Genomic DNA, 26,518 nt, shown 5'->3' on the forward strand with positions numbered 1-26,518 from the left:
GGTCAGCCCTTCGCTTCGGCTTTGGCCGCGCGGGCCGCCTGCGCCTTGGCGATGAAGGCTTCGCGCGCGCGGGCCACTTCCTCGCCGGTCTGGCAGATCGCGCAATAGGCGAGCTCCAGGCTGTGGCTGGCGTCGATCCCGCCCTCCTGCGCGCCCTGCAACAGCCGCTTGGCCAGTTCGGTGGCGTGGCGGTTGCCCTGCCCGACATTCTTGAGGAATTCGACCGCGGTGGAGAGCGCCTCGCCCTTCGGCGTCGCGCGGCTGATCAGGCCCAGCGACGAAGCCTCGGCTACGTCGATCGTGCGGCCCGAGAAGATCAGTTCGGCGGTGCGATAGCGCCCGATCTGCCGTTCGAGCAGCCACGTCGCGCCACCATCGGGCACGGTGCCATAATCGATGAAGGGCGCGCCGAATTGCGAACCTTCGCCCGCAAAGACCATGTCGGCGGACAGCGCGAGCGCGAGGCCGATGCCAAACGCCCCGCCCTCGACCGCAGAGATCACCGGGACCGGCAACTTGCGCAGCCGCGCGATAATCCGCTGCCCCATCTCCAGCCGCGTCGCGGGCGACAGCGCGCCCTGCCCACGTGCAGGCGGCAGCTTCACGTCGCCGCCGATGCAGAAGAAACCGCCCGCGCCGGTGACGACCAGCCCGCGCGGCGGCGTATTCCGCTCGATCTCATCGAGCGCCGCGCCGAACAATTCCCACATCTCGAACGAGACCGAATTGACCGCCTGTCTGCGGTTCAGGGTGACGATCACGATATCGTCTTCCGTCCGCTCGACGAGCAGGGGCGGTGCGCCTTCGGCCATATCCAAACCTCTCCGATCTTTCGACGGATGCTAGTTTAGCCGTTGAGTCATCTCAACGTGAAATTGCACATCGGTGTAATTTTATCCTCCCCCGCCAGGGGGAGGTGGCGCCGAAGGCGACGGAGGGGGAGGATGCGACTCAAAACGAATTAGTCGCGCCCTCCCCCTCCGTCAGCATGCGCTGACACCTCCCCCTGGCGGGGGAGGATGAGGATGTTAAGCCGCCTTGCTTTCCTGCTCGCGCAGCATCGCCTCGATCTCGGTCCTTGCCGCGCCGCGCGTCGCGCCGAGCATGAAGGTGAGGTAGGAATTGACGAGGCGGGGCAGCAGATCCTCGTCGGGCATCAGCCCGCGCGCCCAATCGTGGACGGTGGCATATTCGTAGCGGACGATGTCGTTCGCCAGAGCATCGGCGTCGATCCACGGCTGAAGCTGGCGCCGGCGCTGCAGATTGCGGATCCAGCCGAGGTTCGATTCGACCGCGACCGAATGCATCGCATTCCAGATGTCGACGTTCACGTCCGGGCTGAAATAGACCGCCATGATCGCGCGGATATAGTTGCGGATCTTGCGGTTGCGGCGGCCGACCGCGACGATGCGCTCGATATTGTGCTGGAGCGTGCCGACTTCGGACTTGTACGGAATCTTCCCCAGATATTCGAGGAAGTATTCCTGAATCGCCGCCGCGATCAGCCGCTCGCGCGTCTGGAAGGCATTGTAGAGCGTGCGCTTCGCCACGTCGGCGCGCTTGCACAGCTCGTTCATGCTCAGATTCTCGATGCCCTGTTCCTCGATCAGCGCCCGAGTCTCATCAAGAATGCGCCGGCGCCGCTCCAGAATCGCGGGGCTGGCATAAGTAAGCGGCTTCTCGATAAACTCGTTCAAACGTCGATCCTCGGCTCAGAACCGCCAATTCTGCACAGCGGTTTAATGCCGTCAAGCAATTGAGTTAACCAATAGTGCGATCGGACGGCCAATAGGGGCGGCGCAGCGCCTTCTTGTTGACCTTCCCCATGATGTTGCGGCCGATATCGTCGACCATGTCGTAGCTGCGCGGGCATTTGAACCCGGCCAGCGTCTCGCGACAAAAGGCCTTGAGTTCGTCCGCGCTCGGCGGGTTGGCGGGATCGCGCGGGATGACCAGCGCCTTCGCCTCTTCGCCCATGTCCGCATTCGGCACGCCGATGATCGCGACATCGGCGACCTTCGGATGCTGCAACAACACCTGCTCCGCCTCGGCCGGGTAGATGTTGACGCCGCCCGACACGATCATGTCGGACACGCGATCGGTGATGAAGACATAGCCTTCATCGTCGACATAGCCCATCTCGCCCAGCGTGAAGACGCCCGGCGCGATATGCGCGGCGGCGGTCTTTTCCGGATCGCCATGATAGATGATGCCCCGGCCGCTGGGATCGCGGACATAGAGCTGGCCGATCTCGTTGGCGCCGAGCGGCTTGCCGTCCTCCCCGATCACGACGGTTTCGAGCGGAGCGGCGGCGCGGCCGACCGAACCGGGCTTGCGCAGCCATTCCTCGGACGTGATCGCGTGGGTCGTCCCCGCCTCGGTCCCGCCATAGGCTTCGACCAGGACCGGGCCGAACCAGTCGATCATCGCGCGCTTCACCTGCGGGGGGCAGGCAGCGCCGGTGTGCGCGAGCCGCTTCATGCTCGACACGTCATATTTGGCGCGCACGTCCTCGGGCAGCGCGAGGAGGCGCTGGAAATGGGTCGGCACCATCACCGAGCCGGCGATCTTCTCGCGCTCGATGATCTGAAGCGCGCGCTCCGGATCGAAATGCTCCATCACGATCAGGGCGCTGCCGCCCGCCAGGCTGCGGACCATCGTGAGCGGGCCGGTGTGATAGAGCGGGCCGACGACGATGCCGGGCGACGGTGTCGCGCGGGTGCGCAGGATATCGACGAATGCGGCCATGTCGTCGGCGGGCGGGAAATAGCCCGGCGGGGTCTCGGTCGCCTTGGGCTTGCCGGTGGTGCCGGAGGTGAAGTGCAGGTGCGGCAGCGGCTTCACGTCGGTCGCGGCCGGGGCGTCGGACGCGGCGGCGATCCAATCCTCCCACGCGGTCACGCCCTCGATATCGGGGCAGCGCCAGCCGATGACGATCGGAACGCCCGCTGCCTTGGCGGCAGCGACGCCGACCGATGCGGTCTCCGGCCCGACGAACAGGGCGCCGGCACCCGCGAGGCCGAGGATATAGGCGACCTCTTCCTCATTCAGGTGGAAGCTGACCGGGGCGCTCGACACGCCGGCTTCGAGGGCGGCGACATAGGCCAGCACCGTTTCAGCCGAATTGGGCGCGAACACCGCGACGCGGCGCTCCTTCGGGAAATCGAGACCGCCCATCGCGTTGATCGCGCGGTTCAGGATCGGATCGAGATCCGCCCAGCTGTAGCGCGCGCGGTCATCCGCCAGCGCGAGCATATCGCGACGTTCGGGGGCGATGCCGGCAACGGTAAGCGACATGGAAGCGAGTCCTTTCAGGCGGAACGGTTGCGCGCCACGGCGGACGCGAGGGAGCCAAGGGCAAGGCGGAACGAGACGAAGGCGATCACGGCCCCGCCGATGACGACGATCGCCATCGACGTGCCGATGCGGCTTTCGTCGTGCAGGATATGATCGGTGATCAGCGCCACGATCGCGGGGCCGGCGCCCATGCCAAGGATCGTGAACACGAACAGGAAGAAGGCGAGCAGCCGCGCGCGGATATCGCTGGGCGCGAGCAGGCCGACGACCGCAGCGACATAGACCATGAACGGCACGGTGATGAACTGCACCACGCCGTAGCAGGCGAGGAAGAACCACACGTTCGGCGCGAAGAAGGTGAAGACCAGGATCGGGAACACCCCGGCGATCAGCCAGCTGTAGAAGCGCAGATGCGCGTCATCCATGCCGCGGCGATACAGCCGGTCGACGATCCCGCCGCTGGCCGCAAGCGAGAGGGCGGCGAGGATGTTCATCGCCGACAGCCACAAGCCATAGCTGGCGGGCTTCATGCCGTACTGGCGCTCGATGAAGGTCGGCACCCAATTGGTCATCGAATAGCCGCAGATTGCGAGCGCCGACGTGCCGATCAGCATCAACGTGACCAGCTTCGCATTGCCGCGCAGGAAGGCGCCCATCGCGCCCTTGGCCGCCTCGACCTTCGCGACGCCACGCCGTGCGGGTTCCTTGAAGGTGAAGACCAGGAAGGCGAGGATGAAGCCCGGCAGGCCGACCATCATCATCACCAGCTGCCACGGCTGTGCGGGGCCGTGGAAGGGCAGCGACACGCCCTCATGCGCGGTGGCATAAGCGATGGCGAGGCCGCCGAACCCGAAGGCGGTGGCCGAGCCGACCTTGCCCGCCATCTGGAACACCGCGCTGGCTGTCGCGAGGCGATCGCGCGGAAAGCCGTCGGCGATCAGCGAATAAGCGGCGGGCAGCAGAGCCGCCTCCCCCGCCCCCACCAGGATGCGGCCGGCGAGCAGCCCTTCGAAGCTGCGCGCATAGCCGCACGCGATCGTCGCCGAAGCCCACACGATCACGCCGCCGAAGATGATCCAGCGGCGCGGCCAGCGATCCGCCGCCCAGCCGAGCGGCAGGCCGAACAGGGCGTAAAAGATCGCGAAGCTGGTCGAGGTGATCATGCTCACCTGCACGTCGCTGATGCCCAGATCGGCCTTCAGCGGCGTGACCAGCATCGACAGGATCAGCCGGTCGAGCCAGGAAAAGACGTACATCGCGAAGAGGACGGCGACCATCCACCAAGCAGCCGCGCCGCCTTTCGGCTCCTGCTCGACCGAGACGCTCACCGCTGGGGAAGCCCAGCCAGTTCGTTGATCTTCAGCTTGCCCAGCTGCGCCATGTGCACCTCGTCCGGGCCGTCCGCGAGGCGGATGTAGCGTGCCGTCGCGAAGATGCCCGCGACCGGGGTGTCATCGCTGACGCCCATGCCGCCGAAGCTCTGCATCGCGCGATCGGCGACGGTCTGCGCCATTTGCGGGGCGACAACCTTGATCGCGGCGATCAGATCCTTGGCGACCTTGTTGCCATAACGATCCATCGCATCGGCGGCCTTGAGCGTGAGCAGGCGGGCCTGTTCGATCTCGCAGAAGGACTTGGCGACGTCCTGACGGATGCTCCCCTGATCGGCGAGCTTGCGGCCGAAGGCGACGCGATCGTTCACGCGGCGCGCCATATATTCGAGCGCGCGCTGCGCCCCGCCGATCAGGCGCATGCAGTGATGGATGCGGCCCGGCCCGAGCCTCCCTTGAGCGATTTCGAACCCGCGGCCTTCGCCGAGGATGACGTTCTCCACCGGCACGCGCACGTCCTTCAGCACGATCTCGGCATGGCCGCTGGGCGAATGGTACGAACCGATGACGCTGAGCGGGCGGACCACCTCGACGCCCGGCGTGTCGCGGGGGACGATGATCTGGGTGTGCTGCTGGTGACGGGCGCGATCGTCGGAGGGCTGGTGGCCCAGCACGATCAGCATCTTGGTGTTCGGGTCCATCATCCCCGAAATCCACCACTTGCGGCCGTTGATGACGTAATGATCGCCGTCGCGCACGATCGAGGTGCGGATGTTGGTCGCGTCGGACGATGCGACCTCCGGCTCGGTCATCACATAGGCCGAACGGATCGTGCCGGCCATCAGCGGCTTGAGCCACGTTTCCTGCTGCTCCGGCGTGCCGTAGCGCGCCAGCACTTCCATGTTGCCGGTGTCGGGCGCGGAGCAGTTGAACATTTCCGACGCGCCGAAGACGCGGCCCATCAGTTCGGCGAGCGGGGCATATTCAAGGTTGGTGAGGCCGGGGCTCCACTTGCCATATTCGTGCGGCATGAAGAGGTTCCACAGACCCGCTTCACGCGCCTTGGCCTTGATGCCCTCCATCCCCGGCCAGCGGACCCAGAGATTATGGTGGTCATGCTCCCACTCATATTTCTCGCGCTCGATGGGATAGACATTGGCGTCCATGAAGGCTTCCAGCTTCTCGCGAAGCGCCTTCACCTTGTCCGAATATTCGAAGTCCATGTGCAGTCCCTCAGAGGGTGAGCCCGCCGTCGACCACGATCGTCTGACCGACGACGTAGCCGGCAAGCGGCGAGGCGAGGAAAAGGGCGACGCCGGCCATCTCTTCGATGGTGCCGAAGCGCGCGAGCGGGATCTTGGCGAGCGCCTTTTCGCGGCGCTCGGGATGTTCGGTGGTGACGCGGGTCATCTTCGTTTCAACGAGACTCGGGGCGAAGCCGTTGACGCGGATCCCCTCGGGCGCCCACGCCTGCCCCAGCGTGCGGACCAGAGCGACGGCGGCCGCCTTCGACGCGGCATAGGCCGGATTGCCCATCGTCGCGCGATAGGCCGCGATCGAGCTGACGACGATCACCGAACCGGCGGCGGCCTTCAGATCGTCATGGAAACGCTGCGCCGAGTGCATGACGCTGTCAAGGTTGATCGACATCACCTTGTCCCAGCCGGCGGGCGCGAATTCCTGCCGCTTGTAGAGGACCGAGCCCTGCGAGAGGACAAGGATATCGAGCCCGTCGAACGGCGCGGGCGCGGACAGGAGCGCGTCGGGCGAGGACACGTCGACCTGAGTGTAGCCGAGCCCGTCGAGATCGGAGCCATCCTCGTCCGCATAGTCCGCCGCACTGGCGCGGGTGCCCCAGACGTGGACCTGAGCGCCCGCCGCGCGGAAGGCCTGCGCGATGCCGTTGCCGATGCCGGACGAGCCGCCGACGACGAGGACTTTCTTGGCCGTGTAATCGAGAGGATTGGTCATGCTGCGATCCAATTCTGTGCGCGCTTGATCAGCGCGACCGCGCGGCCGTGAAGCCGATCGCCGACAGCCTTGTCGGCCTTGCCCGTGCAGGCGCGAACATAGGTGCCTTCGAGCAGCACGGCGAGCTTCCACGCGGCGAAGATACGATACCAGCCGATGGCCGACAGATCGCGCTTCGACCGCGCGGCATAATGGGCGATCAGTTCGTCGGCGGTGGGGAAGCCAGCCCACGGCTCGATCGGCAAGGTGCCGCCGGTGCCGTCGGCTTCGGGCCATGTGGCGAGCACCCAGCCGAGATCGACGAGCGGATCGCCGATCGTCGCCAGTTCCCAATCGACGATCGCGGCGATCTCCGCGCTGTCGGGCCGGACCATGACGTTGGCGAGGTGATAATCGCCGTGAAGGATGCCGGGGATCGAGGTGGCGGGCAGGTTGGCGGAGAGCCAGTCGGCGACCTCCATCAGACCCGGAAGGTCCGCGCCGCCATGCCATTCGGGGGCGGCGGCATAGCCTTCATATTGCTTGCGCCAGCGGCCGATCTGCCGTTCCAGATAGCCCTCGCCCCGGCCGAAATCGGCAAGGCCGAGCGCGACATGATCGAGCGCGCCGAGCGCAGCAATTCCCTCTACCAGCGCAAGGCCGAGGCGGTGGCGGAGCGCGGGATCGGACGCGAGCAGCGGCGACAGGCCCGTCGCGGGATTGAAGCCATCGACCGGGCGCATGATGTAAAATGCTGCACCCAGCACATCTTCATCCCCGCACGCCGCAACGAGCGCCGGATGGGGAACGTCGGTGCCGGCCAGCGCCTTCAGCACGCGCGCCTCGCGGCGCATCGTCTCACTGGCGTCGGGGCGCGGATGCTGCGGGGGGCGGCGCAGGACATATTCCTCGCCACCGTCGCGCGAGAAGCGGGCGATGATATTCTGCGACCCGCCGGTCAGGGGAACGAGATCGCGGATCGGCCCGGTGCCGACCCCCTGCCCGTCCATCCAGCGCTCGAGCGCCGCAACATCGATCACCGTGAAACCTCTCGACCTTACTCTTATCTCTTGTCCGACATTGCATGGCCGACGCGGCGTTGGCAACTTAGATTTTGACCTATGGGGCAGAATTGCGTAGCGCAATGCATAGTATTGTGGATGGAGAGCGGACCGATGGCCGAAGCCTATATCGCAGCAGTGGCACGCAGCGCGGGGGGCCGCAAAGGCGGCCGCATGGCGGGCTGGCACCCGACCGACCTGGCTGGCGCGGTGATTCGCGGACTGGTCGATCGCGCGGGTGTCGATCCGGCGCTGGTCGAGGACGTGATCGTCGGTTGCGCCTGCCCCGGCGGTGAGCAGGGAGCGAATATCGGCCGTTATGCGGCGCTCGCGGCGGGCTTTCCCGAGACGGTGCCCGGCACCACGGTCGATCGCCAGTGCGGATCGTCGCAGCAGGCGCTGCACTTCGCGGCCGCCACGGTGATGGCCGGCCTGCAGGACGTGGTCGTCGCCGCCGGCGTCGAATCGATGACGCGTGTGCCGATGGGCCTGCCGTGGACCCTGGCCGCCAAGCACGGCTTCGGCACCTATCGCAGCCCCGGCCTCGACGCGCGTTTCGGCACCGAGCCGTTCAGCCAGTTCAAGGGCGCCGAGATGCTGGCGCAGAAGTTCGGCTTCACCCGCGAACAGCTCGACCAGTTCGCGCTGGAGAGCCACCAGAAGGCGGCGGCTGCGGCGGCTGCGGGCAAGTTCGCCGACGAGATCATCCCGCTCGAAGTCACGCTGGAGGACGGCACCACCCTCATGCACGGCCATGACGAAGGCGTCCGGCCCGACAGCACGCTGGAGAAGATCGGCGGCGTGAAGACGCTGGTCGAAGGCGGCATGATCACCGCCGCGAACGCCAGCCAGATCTGCGACGGTGCGGCAGCGGTTCTCGTGTGCAACGAGGCGGGCCTGAAGGCGACCGGCGCGACCCCGCTGGCGCGCATCCACCAGATGACCGTGCTGGGCGGCGATCCGATCATCATGCTCGACACCCCGATCGCGGCGACCCAGAAGGCGCTGGCGAAGGCGGGCATGTCGATCGACGATATCGACCTGTACGAAGTCAACGAAGCCTTCGCGCCGGTGCCGATGGCATGGCTGAAGGAAATCGGCGCTGACGCCGCGAAGCTCAACATCCACGGCGGCGCGATCGCGCTCGGCCACCCGCTGGGCGCCAGCGGCGCGAAGATTATGGCGACGCTAGTGAACTCGCTCAAGCAGACCGGCGGGCGCTATGGCCTGCAGACGATGTGCGAAGCTGGCGGCATGGCGAACGTGACGATCGTCGAGCGTCTGTAAGCCTCGACGTCACCCCCGCGCAGGCGGGGGCCTATCCAGTGTTGTCTCTCGCGGAGAGACTGGATGGGTCCCCGCCTTCGCGGGGATGACGATACGTTAGCGCGCTAGCGAATAGCGTTTCACCAGATCGTAGAGATAATCGCGCCCCGCATAGACGCTGCGCACCCGCACGCGCTCGTTGAGGCCATGCGCGCCGTTGCCGTCGGCGTCGATCGCGATGCCGGGGACGCCGTAGGTGGGGATGCCCGCAGCACTCAGATAGCGGCCGTCAGTGCCTGCGGTGAGCAGGTTCGGGACCACCGGCACGCCCGGAAATTGCACCTTTGCCACCGCTTCGGCTGGGCCGAGGATTGCGGGGGTCAGCGGCGGGGCGATCGCGGTCGGATCGCCGTCGCGTTCGGGCGGGAGCAGGGTGACGCCTGCGGGGAGCAACGCGGCCAGCGTCTTCTGCACATTCTCCGTCGTGTCGCCCGGCAGCAGACGGCACTGGATCGTCGAGCGCGCGCGCTGCGGGAGCGCGTTGACCGCGTGGCCGGCGTCGAAGGTGGTCGCGACGCAGGTGGTGCGCAGCATCGCGTTGAGCATCGCATCGCCGAAGACGAGTTTTTGCTGCGCGTCATCGGCCTTGCCCGCAGCGAAGGCGGTCATCGCCGCGCCCTTATCCCCACCGAAGACCGGCCCCATCCGTTCGAGATAGGCGGTGACGACCGGGCTGGGAGTAACCGGGAAGTGGAAGGCGCGGATCTTCTCCAGCGCGTCGGCCAGATCGTAGATCGCATTGTCGGCGCGCGGGCGCGAACTGTGGCCGCCCGGATTGCGCGCCTCGATCGTGAAGGTCTGGCTATGCTTTTCGCCGACGGCGAGGAGCATCGCGATGGGGTTGCCGTCCTTGTCGGCGAGGCCATGCCCGCCTTCGTTGAGCGCGAAGCCCGCGTCGACCGCGTCGCGCTTGTTCGCGATCAGCCATTTGACGCCGTTGGTCGCGAGACCGCTTTCCTCGCCACAGGTCGCGGCGAACTTGATCGTACGGCGTGGGCGGAAACCTTCGGCCTTCATGCGGATCAGCATGTCGGCCCAGATCGCGACGAGCGCCTTGTCGTCGATCACGCCGCGCCCGATGAACCAGCCATCCTCCTCCCCCAGGGTGAAGGGATCGCGCGACCAATCCTCGCGCTTCGCCGCGACAACGTCGATATGGTCGACGAGCAGGATCGCCTTGGCCTTCGGATCGGTGCCGGCGATGCGCGCGATCACGCCGCCATCTTTGGGCTTGCCTTCGGGGACGAACAGATCGGCCTCCCCCGCCTTGAAACCGCCGGCGCGCATGCGGGCGAGGAGGCGTTCGGAAGCGAGCGTGCAGGAGCCGGTGGTCGCCGAGGTATCGGTGTTGACCATCTCCTCGAACAGCGCACGAAACGCCTTCTGGTCGGGACGCAGGTCTGCGGCGGCGGCCGGGATGCCGCTGGTCATCAGCAATGTCGCGATGACCGCCCGAAGGCGGCGGCTCACTTGGATTCGCCTTTTTGGGCTTCGCCCTTGTTGGCTTCGGCCATCTGCTTGAGGCCCACGCCGCCGATCAGGCTGCCCGAGACGAGCTGGTTCTGGGCGTGCGCGAAATGGTGCATGTGGAAGACGCCGTCCATCGCGGTGCGCTTGCCGCGCAGATCCTCGACCAGATTGACCGCCTGCTTGGTGAGCGCGAGGCCGAGGCGCGGGCGCTCGCCGATCTCGGCGGCGATCTTGGCGACTTCGTCCTGCAGGTCGGCGCGGGGAACGACGCGGTTGACCATGCCGTACTGATAGGCGCGATCGGCCGACATGCGCTGCCCCAGATAGAGGAATTCGCGCGCGATGCGCGGCGGCAGTTCAAAGGCGTGGGCGAAATATTCGACGCCAGGCTGCGCCATGCGGACGACCGGATCCTGGAAAAAGGCATCGTCCGACGCGACGATCATGTCGCACACCCAGGCGAGCATGAGGCCGCCCGCAATGCACGCGCCCTGCACCATCGCGACCATCGGCTTGGGGATCGCGGCCCAGCGGCGGCAGAGGCCCAGATAGACGTCCTGTTCGAGGACGTATTGCGACTCCGCGCCTTCCTTGTCGGTGTGGTTCCACCACAGGTCGATCCGCTCACGTTCGAACTTGGTATCCTTGTCCGGCGTGCCGAGATCGTGGCCGGCGGAGAAGTGCTTGCCGTTGCCACCCAGCACGATGACCTTGACCGCATCATCCTCCACCGCGCGCCGGAAACAGGCGTCGAGCTGGTTGAGCAGGCGGTAATTCTGCGCGTTCGAATATTGCGGGCGATCGAGCATCACCCAGGCGGTGCCGTCGCGCACCTCATAGCTGACGAAGCAGGGATCCTGGGTGGTGTCGGTCATGTCGCAATCCTCTCTGATTGCCATTGAAATACTGCACAGCGGTACAGTTTTCAATTGAGATAAGCCAACCTACCTCCGCTCGTGTCGAGCGAAGTCGAGACACGTTGGCTGGGTGGTGTGTGGGGACGTGTCTCGACTTCGCTCGACACGAGCGGAGGAGGGAGAACTGCCTCCCCTCCTCCCAGATCAGAATATCAGCGCGGCGCCATGCGGATCGCGCCGTCGAGGCGGACGTCTTCGCCGTTGAAATAGTCGTTCTCGATCATCGCGATCGCCAGCTGGGCATATTCCGCCGGCTCACCGAAACGCTTGGGGAAGGGAACCGAGGCGGCGAGCGAGTCGCGGACCTGCTGGCTCGCGCGGCCCATCAGCGGGGTATCGAAGATGCCCGGCAGGATCGTGTTGATGCGGATGCCGTCGCCCATCAGGTCGCGCGCGATCGGCAGGGTCATGGCGACGACGCCGCCCTTCGACGCCGAATAGGCGACCTGACCCATCTGCCCGTCCTCGGCCGCGGCCGATGCGGTGTTGACGATCACGCCGCGCGCATTGTGTTCGAACGGCTCCAGATCGAGCATGCCCTGCGCCGACTTGGCGATGCAGGTGAAGGTGCCGATCAGGTTGATGTTCACGACGCGGCGGAACAGCTCCAGATCATGATGCTTAGTCTGGCCGGTCGCCTTGTCGCGGCTCGCGGTCTTCTGCGCGCTGCCGGTGCCGGCGCAGTTGACGAGGATGCGTTCCTGACCATGCGCGGCGCGCGCCTTGGCGAAACCGGCCTCGACCGAGGCTTCGTCCGTCACGTTCACTTCGCAGAAGGTGCCGCCCAGTTCCTTGGCCAGCGCCTCACCCAGTTCGGCGTTGAGATCGAACAGGGCGACCTTCACCCCCTTGGCGGCCAGCGCGCGCGCGGTGGCGGCGCCCAGGCCCGATGCGCCGCCGGTGACGACGGCTGCGATGGTTGCGTCGAGCTTCATGCATGTTCTCCCTGTTTCGTGCGCGCCAGCAGGTCGGCGCGATCCGCGATCACGCCGGCTTCGGCGAGCGCGTCCAATTCGGTGTCGCTGAGATGCAGCCATTCGGCGAGCGCCGAGCGGCTATGTTCGCCGACGCGCGGGGGCATGCGGCGGAAGGTGGCGGGCGTGGCGCTGAGCTTGCCCGGATAAGCGACGCTTGGCACCTTCGCGCCATCGCCACGATCGAAATGGTGCACGGTGCCGCGCGCTTCGGCGAATTCGTCGGTCAGGATGTCGCCGACCGAGTTGACGGGGCCTGCGGGCACGCCCTTGGCCAGCAGCGCATTGGTGAGTTCGGTGCCGTCCCACGTGCGGGTCAGCGCGTCGAGCGTGGGTTCGAGCGTGTCACGATTGATCACGCGCTCACCATTGCCGACATAGCGGGGATCGTCGGCCATTTCCGGCGCGCCGAGGACGGCGACGAGCTGACGGAACTGGCCGTTGTTTCCGACCGCGATCACGATCTCGCCATCCGACGTCGGGAACAGGCGATAGGGAACGACGGTGGGGTGCGCGTTGCCCAGGCGCCCCGGCGAATAGCCGCCGACGAGGTAGGTGAGCGCCTGATTGGCGAGCATCGCGATTTGGGTGTCGAGCAGCGACACGTCGACATGCTGCCCCTCGCCCGTTCGCTCGGCATGGCGCAGCGCCATCAGCGTGCTGGTGGCGGCATACATGCCGGTGGAGAGATCGGTGATGGCGACGCCGGCCTTGAGCGGGGGGCCGTCCTTTTCGCCGGTGATGCTCATCAGGCCGCCCATCGCTTGGGCCACGAAGTCATAGCCGGCGCGATCGGCATAGGGGCCGGTCTGCCCGAAGCCGGTGATCGACGTATAGACGAGGCGCGGGTTGATCGCGCTCAGGCTCGCATAATCGAGGCCGTATTTCTTGAGGCCGCCGAGCTTGAAATTCTCGACCACGATATCGGCTTCGGCGGCTAAGCGCCGGATCAGGTCCGCACCGCGCGGATCGGCCAGGTTCACCGCCACCGAACGCTTGTTGCGGTTGGCCGAGAGATAATAGCCGCTCTCGCCCTTTTCACCCGGCATGTCATCCGGACCGGTCAGATAGGGCGGGCCCCAGCTGCGGGTGTCGTCACCCGCGCCGGGGGCCTCGATCTTCAGGACGTCCGCGCCGAAATCGGCAAGGATCTGCGTGCACCACGGACCCGCGAGAACCCGCGAGAGATCGAGCACCTTGACGCCTTCGAGCGCGAAACCTGCCACTTCTTTTGTCCTTATTTCAGCGTCGCGAGATAGGCGATCAGGTTTTCCCGATCTTCGGGCTTCGGAATGCCCATGAAGATCATCCGCGTGCCGGGCACCTTCGCCGTCGGCTTCGTGAGATAGGCATCGAGATTGGCGGTGGTCCACGTAAGGCCGCTGCCCTTCATCGCGGGGGAATAGTTGAAGCCTGCGACCGTGGCGGCCTTGCGCCCGACGATACCGGCCATACTGGGGCCGAGGCCATTCTGCCCCGCAACCGTCTTGTGACACGCCATGCAGCGGGCGAAGACGGTCTTGCCCTTCGCCGCATCGCCCGCGGCAAAAGCCCCCGTCGAGGTCGCCGCCAGCGCCATTGCCCCCAGAATCACACCGATACGCATCATCGTCATCCTTTCACGTTGCGGTCCCTGCCCGACGGCGGCTGAACCGTTCGTGATTAGCCTGTTCAGGCGCGCTCAAACACTGCCGCGAGACCCTGCCCGCCGCCGATGCACATCGTTTCGAGGCCGTAGCGGACTTCGCGGCGGTTCATTTCGCGCAGCAGGTTCGCCAGGATGCGTCCGCCGGTCGCGCCGATCGGGTGGCCGAGCGAGATGCCCGATCCGTTGACGTTGAGGCGATCGCCCCAATCCTCTTCCCCGCCCCAGCCGAAGCCCTTGAGGCAGGCGAGCACCTGCGGCGCGAAAGCTTCGTTGAGTTCGACGAGGCCGATATCCTTCCACGAAAGACCGGTGCGGCGGAACAGGCGCTCGGTCGCGGGGACCGGGCCGATGCCCATGCGCGACGGCTCGCAGCCGGCCGCAGCCCAGCTGTGGAACCAGCCCATCGGCTCGAGCCCGAGTTCGGCGAGCTTGTCTTCGGCGACGACGAGGCAGGCGGCGCCGGCGTCATTCTGCTGGCTGGCATTGCCTGCGGTCACGACACCGCCCTTTTCGATCGCACGGAGCGCGCCCAGCGATTCCATCGTCGCTTCGGCACGGATGCCTTCGTCCTTGGCAAAGATCACCGGCTCGCCGCGCTTCTGGGGAACGGCGACAGGCACCAGTTCGTCGTCGAACTTGCCCTCGGCCCAGGCAGCGGCGGCGCGGCGATGGCTGCGCAGCGCATAAGCGTCGCACTCCTCGCGGCTGATATTGTAGTCGGAGGCGAGGTTGTTCGCCGTCTCGATCATGCCCGAGATCACGCCGAAACGCTCGATCGGCTGCGACATGACACGGCCGCGCGTCAGGCGATCGTGGAAGGTGGTCGAGCCCGAGCGCGCGCCACGGCGATGGTCGATCGAATAATATTCGACGTTCGACATGCTTTCGACGCCGCCCGCGACGACGACATCGGCGGCGCCCGTCTGGATCATCATCGCGGCGTCGATCACCGCCTGCAGGCCCGAGCCGCAGCGACGATCGAGCTGATAGCCCGGAACCTCGATCGGGAGACCGGCGGCAAGCGCGGCCCAGCGGCCGATGGCGGGCGCCTCGCCATTGCCATAGCCTTGCGCGAACACGACGTCGTCGATCCGTTCGGGATCGATCTTGGTGCGCGCGAGCAGCGCCTTCAGGACGATCGCGCCCAGTTCGCCTGCCGGAATGTTGGCGAGGCTGCCGCCGAAGCCGCCGACGGCGGTGCGGATGGGCGAGACGATGGCGGCGCGGCGCATGGAAATCCTTTCAGTCCGAAATCAGGCGATCTTGACGAGCATCTTGCCGAGGCCGGAGCCGTCGAACAGGCCGTCAAAGGCTTCGAGCGAGCGATCGAGCCCTTCATAGACGGTCTCCGCCGAGGTCAGCAGGCCGGCGGCGTGCCAGGCGCGGACGTCGGCCAGGAACGCGTCCATCTTGTCGAGATGGTTGAGCGCGATGAAGCCCTGAAGCGTGAGTTCCTTCGTCACCGCGGCCGTCAGATTGCGCGGGGCGGCTGAAGGCTCGGTCGAATTGTACTGCGAGATCATCCCGCACAGGGCGAAGCGCGCATATTTGTTCGCGATCGCGAGCGCGGCCTGCAGATGATCGCCGCCGACATTGTCGAAATAGACGTCGATGCCTTGCGGAGCCTCGCGCGCGAGCGCTTTGGTGAGGCTCGGCTCAGCCTTATAGTCGATCGCGCCGTCGAGCTTGAGGACGTCGAGCAGATACCGCTTCTTGCGCTCGCCGCCCGCCGCACCGATGACCTTGTGGCCCTTCAATTTGGCGATCTGGCAGACGACCGAACCGACGCCACCCGACGCGGCCGAGACGAACACGGTGTCGCCGGGCTTGAGCGCGGCGCTGTGGAGCAGGCCGACATAAGCGGTGAGGCCGGTCATGCCCGCAAAGCCCAGATAGGCCTGCGGCGGGAGATCGCGCGAACGCTTTTCGACCTTGTCGGCGGGTGCGGTGAAGCCCTCACGCCAGCCAAGGCGCGACCAGACGAGATCGCCGGGCGCGAAGTTCGGATCGTTCGACGCGACAACCTCGCCCACCGCCGGGCCTTCCATCGCCTTGCCGAGTTCGAACGGGGGCACATAGGAGCGCGCCTCGCTCATGCGGCCGCGCATCGCGGGGTCCATCGCCATGTACAGGTTACGCACCTGCACCTCGCCGGGGCCGGGATCGGGCAGATCGACTTCGGCGAAAGAGAAGTCGTCGCGGACCGGGCTGCCATTTGGCCGCCGTTCGAGCCGCACTTCACGCGAACGCATCGCCAAACTCCTCAATAGCCCGCGAGGCGGGCGTAGCGTTCGCGGTGGAAGGCGCCGTTGCCCCCGGTCGCGTCCGCCGTCGCCGATCGCTTGTAGTACAAGCCGGCGTCATGTTCCTCGGTCATGCCGATACCACCATGCATCTGCACCATCTCACGCGAGCAGAGGCGCAGCGTGTCGCCCGCGATCGCCTTGGCGAGCGAGACGAGCATGGGGGCATCGTCGCGATCCTCGTCGAGCGCGGCGAGCGCGGCTTCGACCGCAGAGCGGGTCATCAGCAATTCGCCCTGCATCGCGACCGCGCGGTGCTGGAGCGCCTGGAACGAGCCGATCAGCTGGCCGAACTGGACGCGGGTCTTGAGATAATCGACCGTCGTATCGAACGCCTGCGTCGCGCTGCCGAGCATTTCGGCGGCGAGGCCCGCACGCCCGCGATCGAGAACGCGATCGAGAAGGGCAGCGCCACCGGTGAGCGCGGCATCGGCGCCCACGATCACGCCGTCGAAGCGGATCAGAGCCGCTTCGCGCCCGTCGATGCGATCGAGACGGGTGCGGGTGACGCCGGCGGCGTCGCCGGGGACGAGGAGCAGGACGATCTCACCGGCTTCGTCGCGCGCGGCAACGATCAGCAGATCGGCGGAGACGCCTTCGGAGACCGGCGCCTTGACGCCGTCGAGGCGGAAACCGTCGCCGTCGCGCTTCGCGGTCAGCTTGACGTTCGCCGGATCGTGGCGGCCATCCTCATCGCAGGCGAACGCGACAATCGCCTCGCCGGTCGCGATGCGCGGAAGCCAGGCGGCCTGCTGTTCGGCATTGCCACCCAGGCGCAGCGCGCTGACGCCCAGCACGCCCGTTGCGATCAGCGGGGATGCGACGAGGGTGCGCCCCATCTCCTCCAGCACGAGGCCCATGCTGAGATAACCGAAATCGGAGCCGCCATGCTCTTCGGGAACGAGGATGCCCGCCCAGCCCATCGTGCCGGCAATTTCGGACCACAATTCGGGATCGTGGCCCAGCTTCTCATGCGCGACGCGGCGGAAGGCGGTGACGGGCGCGCGATCGGGCACCCATTCGGCCGCCATGTCGCGCAGCATCGTCTGTTCTTCGGTGAGCACCGCCATGTCAGCGCCCCGGAGCCGGCGCGCTGGGAAGGCCCAGCAGCACCTTGGCCGCGATATTGTTCTGAATCTCGAAGCTCCCGCCGTAGATCGAGAAGGCGCGCGCGTGGAGCCATTGGTGCGAGGCGTCGAGCTCGACGTCCGAATAGCCCTCACCGCTCCAGCCGAGGCCCTGCTCGCCAAGGATTTCCATGATCAGGTCGGCGCGCACCTGCGCGACATCCGACCCGAGATTCTTGAGGACGGGCACCAGCGCGTCGTTGCGCTGTCCCGCCTTACCTTCGGCCGCGATCCGGCCCATCGTCAGGTTATAGGCCTGTGCGCGCATCGCATGGGCGACGAGCCGGGTGCGCAGATCGCTGTCGGCGATACGGCCTTCGGCGTCGGTGCCCACCCGTTCCTGCGCGAGCGGCAGGAGGGGAACGCCCTCGCCACGCCCTTCGGACAGGCTGTCGCGTTCGAACTGGAGCAGGCGCTTGGCGATGCCCCAGCCCTTGTTGATTTCACCGACCAGATTTTCCTTGGGCACCTTCACGGCGTTCAGGAACATCTCGCAGAAATGGGTCGATCCGCTGATCAGCGTGATCGGGCGCGTTTCCACACCCTCGCTTTTCATGTCGATCAGCAGGAAGGAGATACCGCCCTGCTTCGAGCTGGTATCGGTGCGGACGAGCGCGAAACACCAGTCGGCGTGGTTCGCGCCCGAGGTCCAGATCTTCTGCCCCTCGACCAGATAATGATCGCCCATGTCGACGCATTTCGTCTGGAGCGAGGCGAGATCCGAACCGGCGCCGGGTTCGGAAAAGCCCTGGCACCAGCGGGTCACGCCCTTGGCGACGCCGGGCAGGTGCTGCGCCTTCTGCTCCTCGGTGCCGAACTCCAACAGCGTCGGGCCGAGCATCGTATAGCCGGTCATCTTCATCGGGTTGAACGCCCCGATGCGCCGCATTTCCTGCGTCAGGATCTTGGTCTGCTCATGATCGAGCTCACCGCCGCCGTACATCTTCGGCCAGCCCGGAGCGCCCCAGCCCTTTTCGGCCATGCGATCGCGCCAGACAATCCAGTCGGGATCACCCTCCGCATAGGGGGCGTCATTCTGGTAGGGGACCGGATTCTTGAAGGCGAGCGAGGGCGGGAAGTTCGCCTCCAGCCACGCACGCGCTTCGGCCCGGAACGCTTCACTCACGCGGCGCTGTCCTTCTTATAGTCTTCGATGACGAGCGCGCGTTCGGGGCACGATTTGGCGCCGAGCCATGCGGCACGCTCCTGCCCCTCGGGCACGTCGATATCGTGATCGAGGATGTAACCCTCATCATCGAGATCGTAGATTTCGGGCGACTGCGCCCAGCAGCGGGCGTGGCCCGCGCACTTTTCCTTCACGACACGGATTTTCATTGGCCTGCCGCCCCCCAAGCCAGCCGCACGTCTTCGATCCCGAAGACGTGGCCGCCATAAGTGGTCGGCGCGACATCGTCCTTCAGGCGGAAGGTGGGGATGCGCTTCAGCCATTCCTCCATCGCGATCGCGAGTTCGCGCCGGGCAAGATGCGACCCGAGGCACCGGTGCGGACCATAAGCAAAGGCGACGTGCCGGTTGTTCGGGCGCGCCAGATCGATCGTATTGGGATCGGGAAACTCTTCCGGATCGCGGTTCGCGACCATCGACGGGCACGAGATGCGATCGCCCTTCTTGATCTTGATCCCATCATATTCGGTATCGCGCGAAGCGATGCGCGTCATGATCACGGTCGGGAAGGCGCGCAGCAGCTCCTCGACGGCCAGAACCACGCCCTTCGGCTCGGCGCGCAGCTCCTCCTGCTGCTTCGGGTTTTCGGCGAGGTAGCGGAAATCGAAGCCGATGGCGGCGGCGACGGTGTCGAGCCCCGCGACGAACAGGAGCGCGCCCATGCCGACAGCTTCCTTGTCGGTCATCTCGCGACCATCAACCTTCGCCTGAACGACGAAGGTCATGAAGTCTTCGGCCGGCTCGCGACGGCGCAGCTCGACCAGTTCCTGCATGAAGGCGATGACGGTGCGGATCGCCTCGCCACGTTCCTCCGGCGTGCCGTGGAACTGCTTGTCGGCCCAGCCGAGGAATTCCTCGCGGCGCGACTGGGGCAGGCCCAGGAATTCGAGGAACACGCCGACCGCGAACGGAAAGGCGAACTCGTTCATGACTTCGCAGTCATTGCCCTTGGCCTTGATCGCCTCGATCAGCTCGACGGCGCGGGCGCGGTTGGCGGTTTCCATCGCCATGACGCGCTTGGGGCTGAGCAGCGGGTTGAGCAGCGAGCGATAGGCGCCATGTTCGGGCGGATCGACCTCAAGCGGGATCGTCGGCAGATCGTAGCCGAGCGCCTTTTCGAAAATCTTGCGGTGCGAGGAGAAGGTCTCCGCATCCTGCAGCACGCGGCGCTGATCCTCGGCACGCACGAACACCCAGGTGCCGTAGCCGTCATAGGTGTTGTTCGGCGCATAGAAGACGGGCGGGCCATCATGGAGCGCGGCAAGCGCCCCCTGCGGATCGCCGCCGCGCATCGGGCACATGCCCGGACCGGTGAAATAGCTGAAGTCTTTTACAAGCTCCGCCGGCACATGATCAGGAACGGTAGCCATCACTCTCCCCGGTGCAGTGAAATCTGCATCTGTGGTTAGAAATGACGTGGGTGGGATGGCCTGTCAACGGCAATCGGGTTTCTGCACTGTTTTTGCGCATCCGGTCATAATTACCCGCACGAATCCGGGCATTCGCATAGGGGATGCGCCGCCGCCGATCCTTATGGGAAACCGGGTGTTTCGATACGGTCGGCGAGGATTATCGCCGAGTCGCAGGCTGTTTAGCGGAACAGATCCTCATGCGGCGGGCGCACGATCGCCGCCGCGGGATTGTTCGGCGCGGTCCAGTGGACGCCGCGGACGAGCGCGGCGGGAACCCCCTCGGCCCCCTCCCCCGTCGCGAGGCCCGCGGCGCTGGCGACGGCATCGGCGAGCGCGACCTGGGTGACTTCGAGGACGCGGCCATCGCGATCCTGCTCGCCACGCCGATCGATGAGAGCCGGCAGGCCTGCAGCACCGATCGCGACGTTGACGACGCCGTAGCGCCACGGGCGGCCGAAACTGTCCGAGATGACGATCGCGACGCCCAGCGCCTCATGCAGACGCGCGGCGGACGCATCGGGATCCTGCGGTAGCAGCAGCGCATAGCCGTCGCGATCGGGGCCGAGGTTCGACTGGTCGATCCCGGCATTGGCCATGACGTGCCCGGTATTGTGGCGCGTGATCAGGACGTGCGGCACCGCGCGGACGATCGCCGACGATTCCGCCTGCACCAGCGCCACGAGGCGCGGATCCTTACGTGTCGTGGCGGCCAGTTCTTGTGCCGCCGCATCGGGCAGGACCGCGTCGAGCGCGATCATGCGACCTTCGGCCTTCGACACGATCTTCTGCGTGACGACGAGGACGTCGCCATCACGCAGTTCGATATGCTTCGCGCGCAGCGCATCGGCGAGGAGGGCGGCGAGGTCCGCCCCCTCCCCCACTTCCCCGATCGCGTCGAGGCCGACGATCTCGATCATCAATCTTCCAGCGGGATCAGTTCGCCGGTGATGCGGATGCCGGCGCCGTCGACCTTGTAGGTCTTGTTCATGAAGATCAGCACCGAGGTCAGCGCCTCGGCCGCCGCCGAATTGGCGAGCGCGCCGCCGTGGAGACCACGCAGGCGGGCGGCATCGGCCAGTTCGACGATCACCGAACGGGCGGCCTTGTCGTCACCGAAGACGAGAACGTCGCAGCCGATATCGTCGTCGGTCGCCAGCTTGTGGGCGGCGACATTGTGGAAGCCCGAAACGACGGTGACGCCTTCGCCCAGGATCTGCTGCGCGCGGACGGCGGCGCTGCCTTCGGCCGGCATCTGCACGCGCATCACCTTCGGCGGGACGAGCGGCACGGTGGTGTCGCACACGATCTTGCCGGCGGCGAAGGGCGCGATCTCGGCGAGCGTCGCATCCTGCGCGGCGAAGGGGACGGTGACGATCAGGACATCGCCCGCCGCCGCCGCATCGGCATTGCTGAGGCCCGTCAGCCCGAAGCCCAGTTCCTCGGCCTTCGCGACGGCGCTTTCGGCGCTGCGCGAACCCAGGATCACCTTGCGTCCCGCCTGCGCGAGCCGGCGGCCGATCGCGGCGCCCAGCTTGCCGGTGCCGCCAATGATCGCGATGGTCGTATCAGGCGAAGCAGCGTTGGTCGTCATTCTCGTCTCCTGTCGGGGCCGGCCGATCGACCTGCCCATAAAGTGTCGTGCGCTGGCGCACCGGGCGCCCGGCCTTCGCCGCGACCGCCGCCATTTGCGACGCATCCCAGATCTGGCCGTTCTGCCCACCCGCCGCGCGGGTGATCGATTCATCCATCAGGACGCCGCCGAGATCGTTGACCCCGGCTTCGAGCGCCTGGAGCACGCCGGCCTCGCCCAGCTTCACCCAGCTTGCCTGAACATTGGTGATCAGCGGGTGGAGGACCAGCCGGCCGACCGCCTGCATCAGCAGCGCCTCGCGCGCCGAGGGGCCGGAGCGGACCAAAGCCTTACGCCACATCGGCGCCTCCATGTGGACGAAGGGCAGCGGCACGAACTCGGTGAAGCCGCCCGTCTCCGCCTGCAACTTGCGGATGCGCAGCAAGTGGCGCGCCCAGTGGCGATAGCCCTCGACATGGCCGAACATGATCGTCGCGGTCGAGCGCAGGCCGACATTGTGCGCGGTGCGCATCACGTTCAGCCATTCCTCGGTATTCACCTTGTCGACGCAGATCTTCTCGCGGATTTCGTCGTCGAGGATTTCGGCGGCGGTGCCCGGCAGGGTCGAAAGCCCCGCATCCTTCAACCGCGACAGAAACTCGCCGAGCGGCAGGCCGAGCGTCTGCGCGCCATGCGTGACTTCGAGCGGGGAGAAGGCGTGGATGTGAATGTCGGGCGCCGCCGTCTTCACCGCCTCGAGGATCGAGAGGTAGGTGTTGCCGTCATAGTCCGGATGGATGCCGCCCTGCAGGCAGACTTCGGTCGCGCCGCGATCCCACGCTTCGGCGGCGCGGCGGCCGACTTCGGCGAGGTCGAGGCGGTAGGCGGGGCCGCGCATCGCCTTCGTGCTGCCCTTCGAAAAGGCGCAGAAGCCGCATTTGTAGAGGCAGATGTTGGTATAGTTGATGTTGCGGTTGACGACGTAGGTGACCGTCTCCCCCGCATTCGCCACGCGCAGCCGGTTCGCCGCGGCGGCGATACGGCCGACCTCCGGCCCTTCGGCGGCGAAGAGGCGGACGATCTCGGCCTCGATTAGTTCCTCACCGGCGGTCGCGCGATCGAGGATCGCGTCGAGCCGGGCATCATCGGCGCCCACGCCCGCGGCGGGCATCTGCGGCATCGCATCGGTGCCGCCGGGATGCCAGCTGTCGACGACCGGAAGCCCCTTGGCATCGACCTGCCGCACGACCGCCTTGGCGATGGCGGGTTCGAGCCAGCGTTCGGCCTCCTGCGCATAAGCGGGGCCGACCGCGAGGCGTTCGCGCAGCGTCCGCTTCGCCGCGCGGGTGGCGGCGTCGAGCAAAGCGAGGTGCGGCCAGGGCGCTTCGGGGTTCACATGATCGGGGGTGACCGGCGAAACGCCACCCCAATCGTTGACGCCCGCGCGCAGCAGGGTCGCCAGTTCCTCACCCGCGTGCAGGTTCGGCGGCGCCTGGATCGTCATGACCGGGCCGAGGATCAGGCGCGCGGCCGCGATCGTCCAGGCATGGTCCTCCAGCGACGGTTCGGGCGCGTTCGCCATCTTCGTGCCGGGCTTGGCGCGGAAGTTCTGGATGATGACTTCCTGAATATGGCCGTAGCGCGCGTGCAGATCGCGGATCGCGATCAGCGCCTCGATCCGTTCCTCACGGGTTTCGCCGATGCCGATCAGCAGTCCGGTCGTGAACGGAATGCCCGCGCGGCCCGCCGCTTCCATCGTCGCGAGACGCGACGACGGCAGCTTGTCGGGCGATCCATAATGCGGGCCGCCCTTTTCGGAGAGGCGATCCGAGATCGTTTCCAGCATGATGCCCATCGATGCCGAGACGGGGCGGAGGCGGCGGAAATCGGCCTCGTCCATCATCCCGGCATTGAGGTGAGGGAGGAGGCCCGTTTCCTCGAACACGAGCTTCGCCATGTCGAGCAGCAGATCGAGCGTCGAGGCATGGCCGCTGGCGTCGAGCGCGATGCGCGCCGCGGGATGACGATCCTCGGGACGGTCGCCCAGCGTGAACAAAGCCTCACGGCAGCCGGCGGCGACGCCTTCGCGGGCGATGGCCAGAACCTCGTCCGCCGACAGATAGGCCTTGCCCGCTTTCTTCGGCGTGGTCGCGAAGGTGCAATAGTGGCACACGTCGCGGCACAGGCGCGTCAGGGGGATGAACACCTTGCGCGAATAGGTGACGAGCGCACCATGCCCTTCGAGGGTCATCGCCTCCGCCGCCGCCATCATCGCGTCCAGCGGGCGATCCACCAATGTCCGGAATTCCGAGTCGTTCATGTCAGCAGCCCGTTTTCAAGCCTTCTCTCCACCCTGCTCCTGTCGGGCAAAAGCGCCCGGAAGGCCAGTGTTTCTTATGCAAATTGCCGCATCGTTCCGGACATGCGGGATCGAACAATTTGCACAGCTGTGCTAAATTGCTTGCATCCCCAATGCAACTTTGATTGAGATGGGACAGGTTGATCGGCGCCTTTTAACGCGCCGCCCACGAGAATGAGAGAGGATCGAAATGGCCGGACCGTTGGACTCGCTGGTGGTCGTCGATGCATCGCGCGTCATGCCCGGTGCGATCACCAGCATGATGCTGGCCGATCATGGCGCCGAGGTGATCAAGGTCGAGCCGCATGGCGGCACCTTCTTCGCGCACGACGTGACCCGCAAGGCATGGGACCGCGGCAAGGCCAGCGTCGAGCTGTCCTATGAGGATGGCGACGACCGCGTGAAGCTGAAGGCCCTGATCGCCAAGGCGGACATCTTCATCCATTCGATGACGACCGAGCAGGCGCGCGCGCTGGGCCTCGATCGCGAGGCGCTGGAGGGTGACAATCCCGGCCTGATCGTCTGCGCGCTCGAAGCCTATGGCGACGACACGCCTTATGCCGATCGCCCCTATGGCGAGTCGCTGGCCGCCGCGAAGCTGGGCCTGATGGTGGACAAGGCGAGCAGCTTCCGCCCCGGCCCGATGTATCCGGGGCATCCCGCGCTCCATTACGGTCAGGCGTTCCTGGCGAATATCGGCCTGCTCGCCGCGATCCGCGCGCGCCGCGAAACCGGCGCGGGACAGACGGTGCGCGCGTCGCTGCTCGACGCGATGTCGGCGCAGTCGCCGATGAACAATTGGTGGCAGGAAGCGGGTCTGTCCTACATCAAGACGGCCGATGCCGGCGCGATGGACCGTTTCGGCCATACCCGCCTGATCACCGGCATGTTCGAATGCGCCGACGGCCTGTTCATGCAGATCCACACCGGCGGCCCCGGCGGCTTCAAGTCGGCGATGGACGTGCTGGGCTTTGCCGATCGCATCCAGCAGGTGAAGGGGCCGGAAATGGCCACCCCGCTGAACGACGAGGAATATCAGATCGCGCGCGTCGAGGTGTTCGAACGCACCAAGACCAAGAATCGCGACGAATGGATCAAGGCGTTCCACGCCGCCGACGTCGCCGCTTTGCCCGTGCTCGAACCCGCCGAGATCCTGCTCGACGATCAGGTCGAGTTTGTCGGGCAGCGGATCGAGCTGGCCGATCCCGATTTCGGCACGATCAAGCAGGCCGGCCCCGCCGTCCGCTTCGGCAGCGCGCAGCCGTCGACTCCCACGCCCGCCCCGGCGATCGGCGCGGATAACGACAAGCTGGCGAGCCTGCCCGCCCGCCCCGCGCAGCCGATCAGCCCCAAGGGCGCGCCGATCAAACATGCGCTGGAAGGGCTGCGCGTCCTCGACTTCTCGTCCTTCTTCGCTTGCGGTTATGCGGGCCGGCTGATGTCGGACCTTGGCGCCGACGTGATCAAGATCGAGACGCCCGAAGGCGATCAGATGCGCCCCCTGCCCGACGTGTTCGACGCGGCGCAGCGCGGCAAGCGCGGCATCGTGCTCAACCTCAAGTCGCCCGAAGGCCTCGCCGCCGCGCACAAGCTGGTCGAGACCGCCGACGTGATCATGCACAATTTGCGCCCCGGCAAGGCCGACAAGTTGGGCATCGGTTATGAGACGCTGACCGCGATCAAGCCCGACCTGATCTACACCTATCTGCCCGGCTATGGATCGCGCGGGCCGAAGTCGCTGCTCAAGAGCTTCGCGCCGCTCGTCTCGGGCTGGACCGGGCTGCTCTACGAAGGTGGCGGTGCGGGCAACCCGCCGACCCGTTCGGTGTTCGGCAACGAGGATTACAACAACGGCTTCCTGGGCGCCGCCGCGGTGCTGATGGCGGTCGAGAACCGCTATCGCACCGGCAAGGGTGACTATGTCGAATGCCCGCAGCTCCATTCGAGCCTGTGGACGACGTCCGAACATTTCCTCGATGCCGAGGATCGCGTGGTTTACGGCATGCGCCTCGATCAGGCGCAGACCGGGTTCAGCGCGCTCGACCGCATCTATCAGACGACCGACGGATGGGTGTGCATCTGCGCACGCGACGATGCGAGCTTCGCCGCCCTCGCCCGCGCGATCGGCCGCCCCGAACTGCCGACCGAGCAGGGTTATGGCAACGCCGTGGACCGCACGATCAACGACGCCGATCTGGGCGAGATCATCGCGCCTTTCTTCATCGGCAAGACCAGCGAAGAAGCCTTCGCGATCCTCGACGCCGCCGGTGCGCCCGCCGAGATCGTCTATAACAAGAACTGGGCCAAGGAAGTTCTGCACGAGCCCTGGGCGCAGGAAACCAACCGCGTGTTCGAGGACAAGAACTCGATCTACCAGCACATCCGCGAATTTGGCCTACTCAACCGGCTGAGCGGCACGCCCGGCGTCAAGAAGGGCTCCGCGCCCCGGCTTGGCGAACATACGCGCGATATCCTGGCCGAGGCCGGTTTCAGCGCGGAGGCGATCGACGATCTGATCGCCCGCCGCATCGCGATCGAACATATCCCCGCGGCCACCGCCGCCTGATCCCCCTTTCATTTTCAGGACT

Annotated in this window: 23 protein-coding genes; 2 read left to right on the plus strand and 21 right to left on the minus strand. The window is 66.4% G+C overall.

Annotated elements, in window-relative coordinates; all coding sequences use genetic code 11:
- Positions 1 to 2: 2 nt before the first annotated feature.
- The 7 genes from EOD43_RS13300 to EOD43_RS13330 form a co-directional block, all read right to left on the minus strand.
- Complete coding sequence (locus tag EOD43_RS13300; protein ID WP_127744328.1) at positions 3 to 812, minus strand: enoyl-CoA hydratase/isomerase family protein; 810 nt, start codon at positions 810 to 812, stop codon at positions 3 to 5.
- 216 nt (positions 813 to 1,028) lie between these two features.
- Positions 1,029 to 1,697 carry a TetR/AcrR family transcriptional regulator gene (locus tag EOD43_RS13305; RefSeq protein ID WP_127744329.1) on the minus strand — a complete coding sequence of 223 codons (669 nt, stop codon included), beginning with the start codon at positions 1,695 to 1,697 and terminating at the stop codon, positions 1,029 to 1,031.
- Between the two features lie 64 nt (positions 1,698 to 1,761).
- Positions 1,762 to 3,297, minus strand: coding sequence for an AMP-binding protein (locus EOD43_RS13310; RefSeq protein WP_127744330.1), 1,536 nt, complete (start codon positions 3,295 to 3,297; stop codon positions 1,762 to 1,764).
- 14 nt (positions 3,298 to 3,311) lie between these two features.
- On the minus strand, positions 3,312 to 4,625 hold the full coding sequence (locus tag EOD43_RS13315) for an MFS transporter (protein ID WP_240653179.1): 1,314 nt from the start codon (positions 4,623 to 4,625) through the stop codon (positions 3,312 to 3,314).
- Positions 4,622 to 5,851, minus strand: coding sequence for an acyl-CoA dehydrogenase family protein (locus EOD43_RS13320; protein ID WP_127744331.1), 1,230 nt, complete (start codon positions 5,849 to 5,851; stop codon positions 4,622 to 4,624). The genes EOD43_RS13315 and EOD43_RS13320 overlap by 4 nt, the downstream gene beginning before the upstream one ends.
- 10 nt (positions 5,852 to 5,861) lie before the next feature.
- Entirely contained in the window at positions 5,862 to 6,599 is a 738-nt protein-coding gene (locus tag EOD43_RS13325) for an SDR family NAD(P)-dependent oxidoreductase (protein WP_127744332.1), read from the minus strand.
- Entirely contained in the window at positions 6,596 to 7,618 is a 1,023-nt protein-coding gene (locus EOD43_RS13330) for a phosphotransferase family protein (RefSeq protein ID WP_240653180.1), read from the minus strand. The genes EOD43_RS13325 and EOD43_RS13330 overlap by 4 nt, the downstream gene beginning before the upstream one ends.
- A gap of 135 nt (positions 7,619 to 7,753) precedes the next feature.
- On the opposite strand from EOD43_RS13330, the gene EOD43_RS13335 reads away from it, so the two are divergent.
- The gene (locus EOD43_RS13335; RefSeq protein WP_127744333.1) at positions 7,754 to 8,926 is read left to right on the plus strand and encodes an acetyl-CoA C-acetyltransferase; all 1,173 of its coding nucleotides are present in this window, start codon (positions 7,754 to 7,756) and stop codon (positions 8,924 to 8,926) included.
- 96 nt (positions 8,927 to 9,022) lie between these two features.
- Here EOD43_RS13335 and EOD43_RS13340 read toward each other — a convergent pair whose 3' ends face one another.
- The 14 genes from EOD43_RS13340 to cofH all read right to left on the minus strand — a co-directional run bounded on the left by EOD43_RS13340 (position 9,023) and on the right by cofH (position 23,891).
- Positions 9,023 to 10,435 carry a M20/M25/M40 family metallo-hydrolase gene (locus tag EOD43_RS13340; protein WP_240653181.1) on the minus strand — a complete coding sequence of 471 codons (1,413 nt, stop codon included), beginning with the start codon at positions 10,433 to 10,435 and terminating at the stop codon, positions 9,023 to 9,025.
- Entirely contained in the window at positions 10,432 to 11,310 is an 879-nt protein-coding gene (locus tag EOD43_RS13345) for an enoyl-CoA hydratase (RefSeq protein WP_127744334.1), read from the minus strand. Before EOD43_RS13345 ends, EOD43_RS13340 begins: the two co-directional genes overlap by 4 nt.
- 194 nt (positions 11,311 to 11,504) lie before the next feature.
- Positions 11,505 to 12,287: an SDR family NAD(P)-dependent oxidoreductase gene (locus tag EOD43_RS13350; RefSeq protein WP_127744335.1), complete on the minus strand. Its 783-nt coding sequence runs from the start codon at positions 12,285 to 12,287 to the stop codon at positions 11,505 to 11,507.
- Complete coding sequence (locus tag EOD43_RS13355; protein WP_127744336.1) at positions 12,284 to 13,552, minus strand: CaiB/BaiF CoA transferase family protein; 1,269 nt, start codon at positions 13,550 to 13,552, stop codon at positions 12,284 to 12,286. The genes EOD43_RS13350 and EOD43_RS13355 overlap by 4 nt, the downstream gene beginning before the upstream one ends.
- 11 nt (positions 13,553 to 13,563) lie before the next feature.
- On the minus strand, positions 13,564 to 13,941 hold the full coding sequence (locus EOD43_RS13360) for a c-type cytochrome (protein ID WP_127744337.1): 378 nt from the start codon (positions 13,939 to 13,941) through the stop codon (positions 13,564 to 13,566).
- A gap of 56 nt (positions 13,942 to 13,997) precedes the next feature.
- The gene (locus EOD43_RS13365; RefSeq protein WP_127744338.1) at positions 13,998 to 15,206 is read right to left on the minus strand and encodes an acetyl-CoA C-acetyltransferase; all 1,209 of its coding nucleotides are present in this window, start codon (positions 15,204 to 15,206) and stop codon (positions 13,998 to 14,000) included.
- A 21-nt stretch (positions 15,207 to 15,227) separates the two neighbouring features.
- Positions 15,228 to 16,226, minus strand: a complete 999-nt coding sequence (locus EOD43_RS13370) for an NADP-dependent oxidoreductase (protein WP_127744339.1) — start codon at positions 16,224 to 16,226, stop codon at positions 15,228 to 15,230.
- 11 nt (positions 16,227 to 16,237) lie between these two features.
- Complete coding sequence (locus EOD43_RS13375; protein ID WP_127744340.1) at positions 16,238 to 17,347, minus strand: acyl-CoA dehydrogenase family protein; 1,110 nt, start codon at positions 17,345 to 17,347, stop codon at positions 16,238 to 16,240.
- 1 nt (position 17,348) lies between these two features.
- Positions 17,349 to 18,530, minus strand: a complete 1,182-nt coding sequence (locus EOD43_RS13380) for an acyl-CoA dehydrogenase family protein (protein ID WP_127744341.1) — start codon at positions 18,528 to 18,530, stop codon at positions 17,349 to 17,351.
- On the minus strand, positions 18,527 to 18,739 hold the full coding sequence (locus EOD43_RS13385) for a ferredoxin (RefSeq protein WP_127744342.1): 213 nt from the start codon (positions 18,737 to 18,739) through the stop codon (positions 18,527 to 18,529). Before EOD43_RS13385 ends, EOD43_RS13380 begins: the two co-directional genes overlap by 4 nt.
- Positions 18,736 to 19,959 (minus strand): cytochrome P450, encoded by a 1,224-nt coding sequence (locus EOD43_RS13390; RefSeq protein WP_127744343.1) that lies wholly within the window; start codon positions 19,957 to 19,959, stop codon positions 18,736 to 18,738. The genes EOD43_RS13385 and EOD43_RS13390 overlap by 4 nt, the downstream gene beginning before the upstream one ends.
- A 221-nt stretch (positions 19,960 to 20,180) precedes the next feature.
- Positions 20,181 to 20,918 (minus strand): coenzyme F420-0:L-glutamate ligase, encoded by a 738-nt coding sequence (gene cofE / locus EOD43_RS13395; RefSeq protein ID WP_127744344.1) that lies wholly within the window; start codon positions 20,916 to 20,918, stop codon positions 20,181 to 20,183.
- Complete coding sequence (gene npdG, locus EOD43_RS13400; RefSeq protein WP_127744345.1) at positions 20,918 to 21,592, minus strand: NADPH-dependent F420 reductase; 675 nt, start codon at positions 21,590 to 21,592, stop codon at positions 20,918 to 20,920. Before npdG ends, cofE begins: the two co-directional genes overlap by 1 nt.
- A complete protein-coding gene (gene cofH / locus EOD43_RS13405; RefSeq protein WP_127744346.1) occupies positions 21,567 to 23,891 on the minus strand; it encodes a 5-amino-6-(D-ribitylamino)uracil--L-tyrosine 4-hydroxyphenyl transferase CofH in 2,325 nt (774 codons plus the stop codon). Before cofH ends, npdG begins: the two co-directional genes overlap by 26 nt.
- A gap of 229 nt (positions 23,892 to 24,120) precedes the next feature.
- Here cofH and EOD43_RS13410 point away from each other — a divergent pair, with 229 nt between their 5' ends.
- Positions 24,121 to 26,496: a CaiB/BaiF CoA transferase family protein gene (locus EOD43_RS13410; RefSeq protein WP_127744347.1), complete on the plus strand. Its 2,376-nt coding sequence runs from the start codon at positions 24,121 to 24,123 to the stop codon at positions 26,494 to 26,496.
- Positions 26,497 to 26,518 lie beyond the last annotated feature (22 nt).

Source organism: Sphingomonas crocodyli (assembly GCF_004005865.1).
GTDB classification, from domain to species: Bacteria; Pseudomonadota; Alphaproteobacteria; order Sphingomonadales; family Sphingomonadaceae; genus Rhizorhabdus; species Rhizorhabdus crocodyli.

Coding starts and splice junctions, on each gene's coding strand:
- EOD43_RS13300 (WP_127744328.1), bottom strand. CDS start 812: ATGGCCGAAGGCGCACCGCCCCTGCTCGTCGAGCGGACGGAAGACGAT.
- EOD43_RS13310 (WP_127744330.1), bottom strand. CDS start 3,297: ATGTCGCTTACCGTTGCCGGCATCGCCCCCGAACGTCGCGATATGCTC.
- EOD43_RS13320 (WP_127744331.1), bottom strand. CDS start 5,851: ATGGACTTCGAATATTCGGACAAGGTGAAGGCGCTTCGCGAGAAGCTG.
- EOD43_RS13325 (WP_127744332.1), bottom strand. CDS start 6,599: ATGACCAATCCTCTCGATTACACGGCCAAGAAAGTCCTCGTCGTCGGC.
- EOD43_RS13335 (WP_127744333.1), top strand. CDS start 7,754: ATGGCCGAAGCCTATATCGCAGCAGTGGCACGCAGCGCGGGGGGCCGC.
- EOD43_RS13345 (WP_127744334.1), bottom strand. CDS start 11,310: ATGACCGACACCACCCAGGATCCCTGCTTCGTCAGCTATGAGGTGCGC.
- EOD43_RS13350 (WP_127744335.1), bottom strand. CDS start 12,287: ATGAAGCTCGACGCAACCATCGCAGCCGTCGTCACCGGCGGCGCATCG.
- EOD43_RS13360 (WP_127744337.1), bottom strand. CDS start 13,941: ATGACGATGATGCGTATCGGTGTGATTCTGGGGGCAATGGCGCTGGCG.
- EOD43_RS13365 (WP_127744338.1), bottom strand. CDS start 15,206: ATGCGCCGCGCCGCCATCGTCTCGCCCATCCGCACCGCCGTCGGCGGC.
- EOD43_RS13370 (WP_127744339.1), bottom strand. CDS start 16,226: ATGCGTTCGCGTGAAGTGCGGCTCGAACGGCGGCCAAATGGCAGCCCG.
- EOD43_RS13375 (WP_127744340.1), bottom strand. CDS start 17,347: ATGGCGGTGCTCACCGAAGAACAGACGATGCTGCGCGACATGGCGGCC.
- EOD43_RS13385 (WP_127744342.1), bottom strand. CDS start 18,739: ATGAAAATCCGTGTCGTGAAGGAAAAGTGCGCGGGCCACGCCCGCTGC.
- EOD43_RS13390 (WP_127744343.1), bottom strand. CDS start 19,959: ATGGCTACCGTTCCTGATCATGTGCCGGCGGAGCTTGTAAAAGACTTC.
- cofE (WP_127744344.1), bottom strand. CDS start 20,918: ATGATCGAGATCGTCGGCCTCGACGCGATCGGGGAAGTGGGGGAGGGG.
- npdG (WP_127744345.1), bottom strand. CDS start 21,592: ATGACGACCAACGCTGCTTCGCCTGATACGACCATCGCGATCATTGGC.
- cofH (WP_127744346.1), bottom strand. CDS start 23,891: ATGAACGACTCGGAATTCCGGACATTGGTGGATCGCCCGCTGGACGCG.
- EOD43_RS13410 (WP_127744347.1), top strand. CDS start 24,121: ATGGCCGGACCGTTGGACTCGCTGGTGGTCGTCGATGCATCGCGCGTC.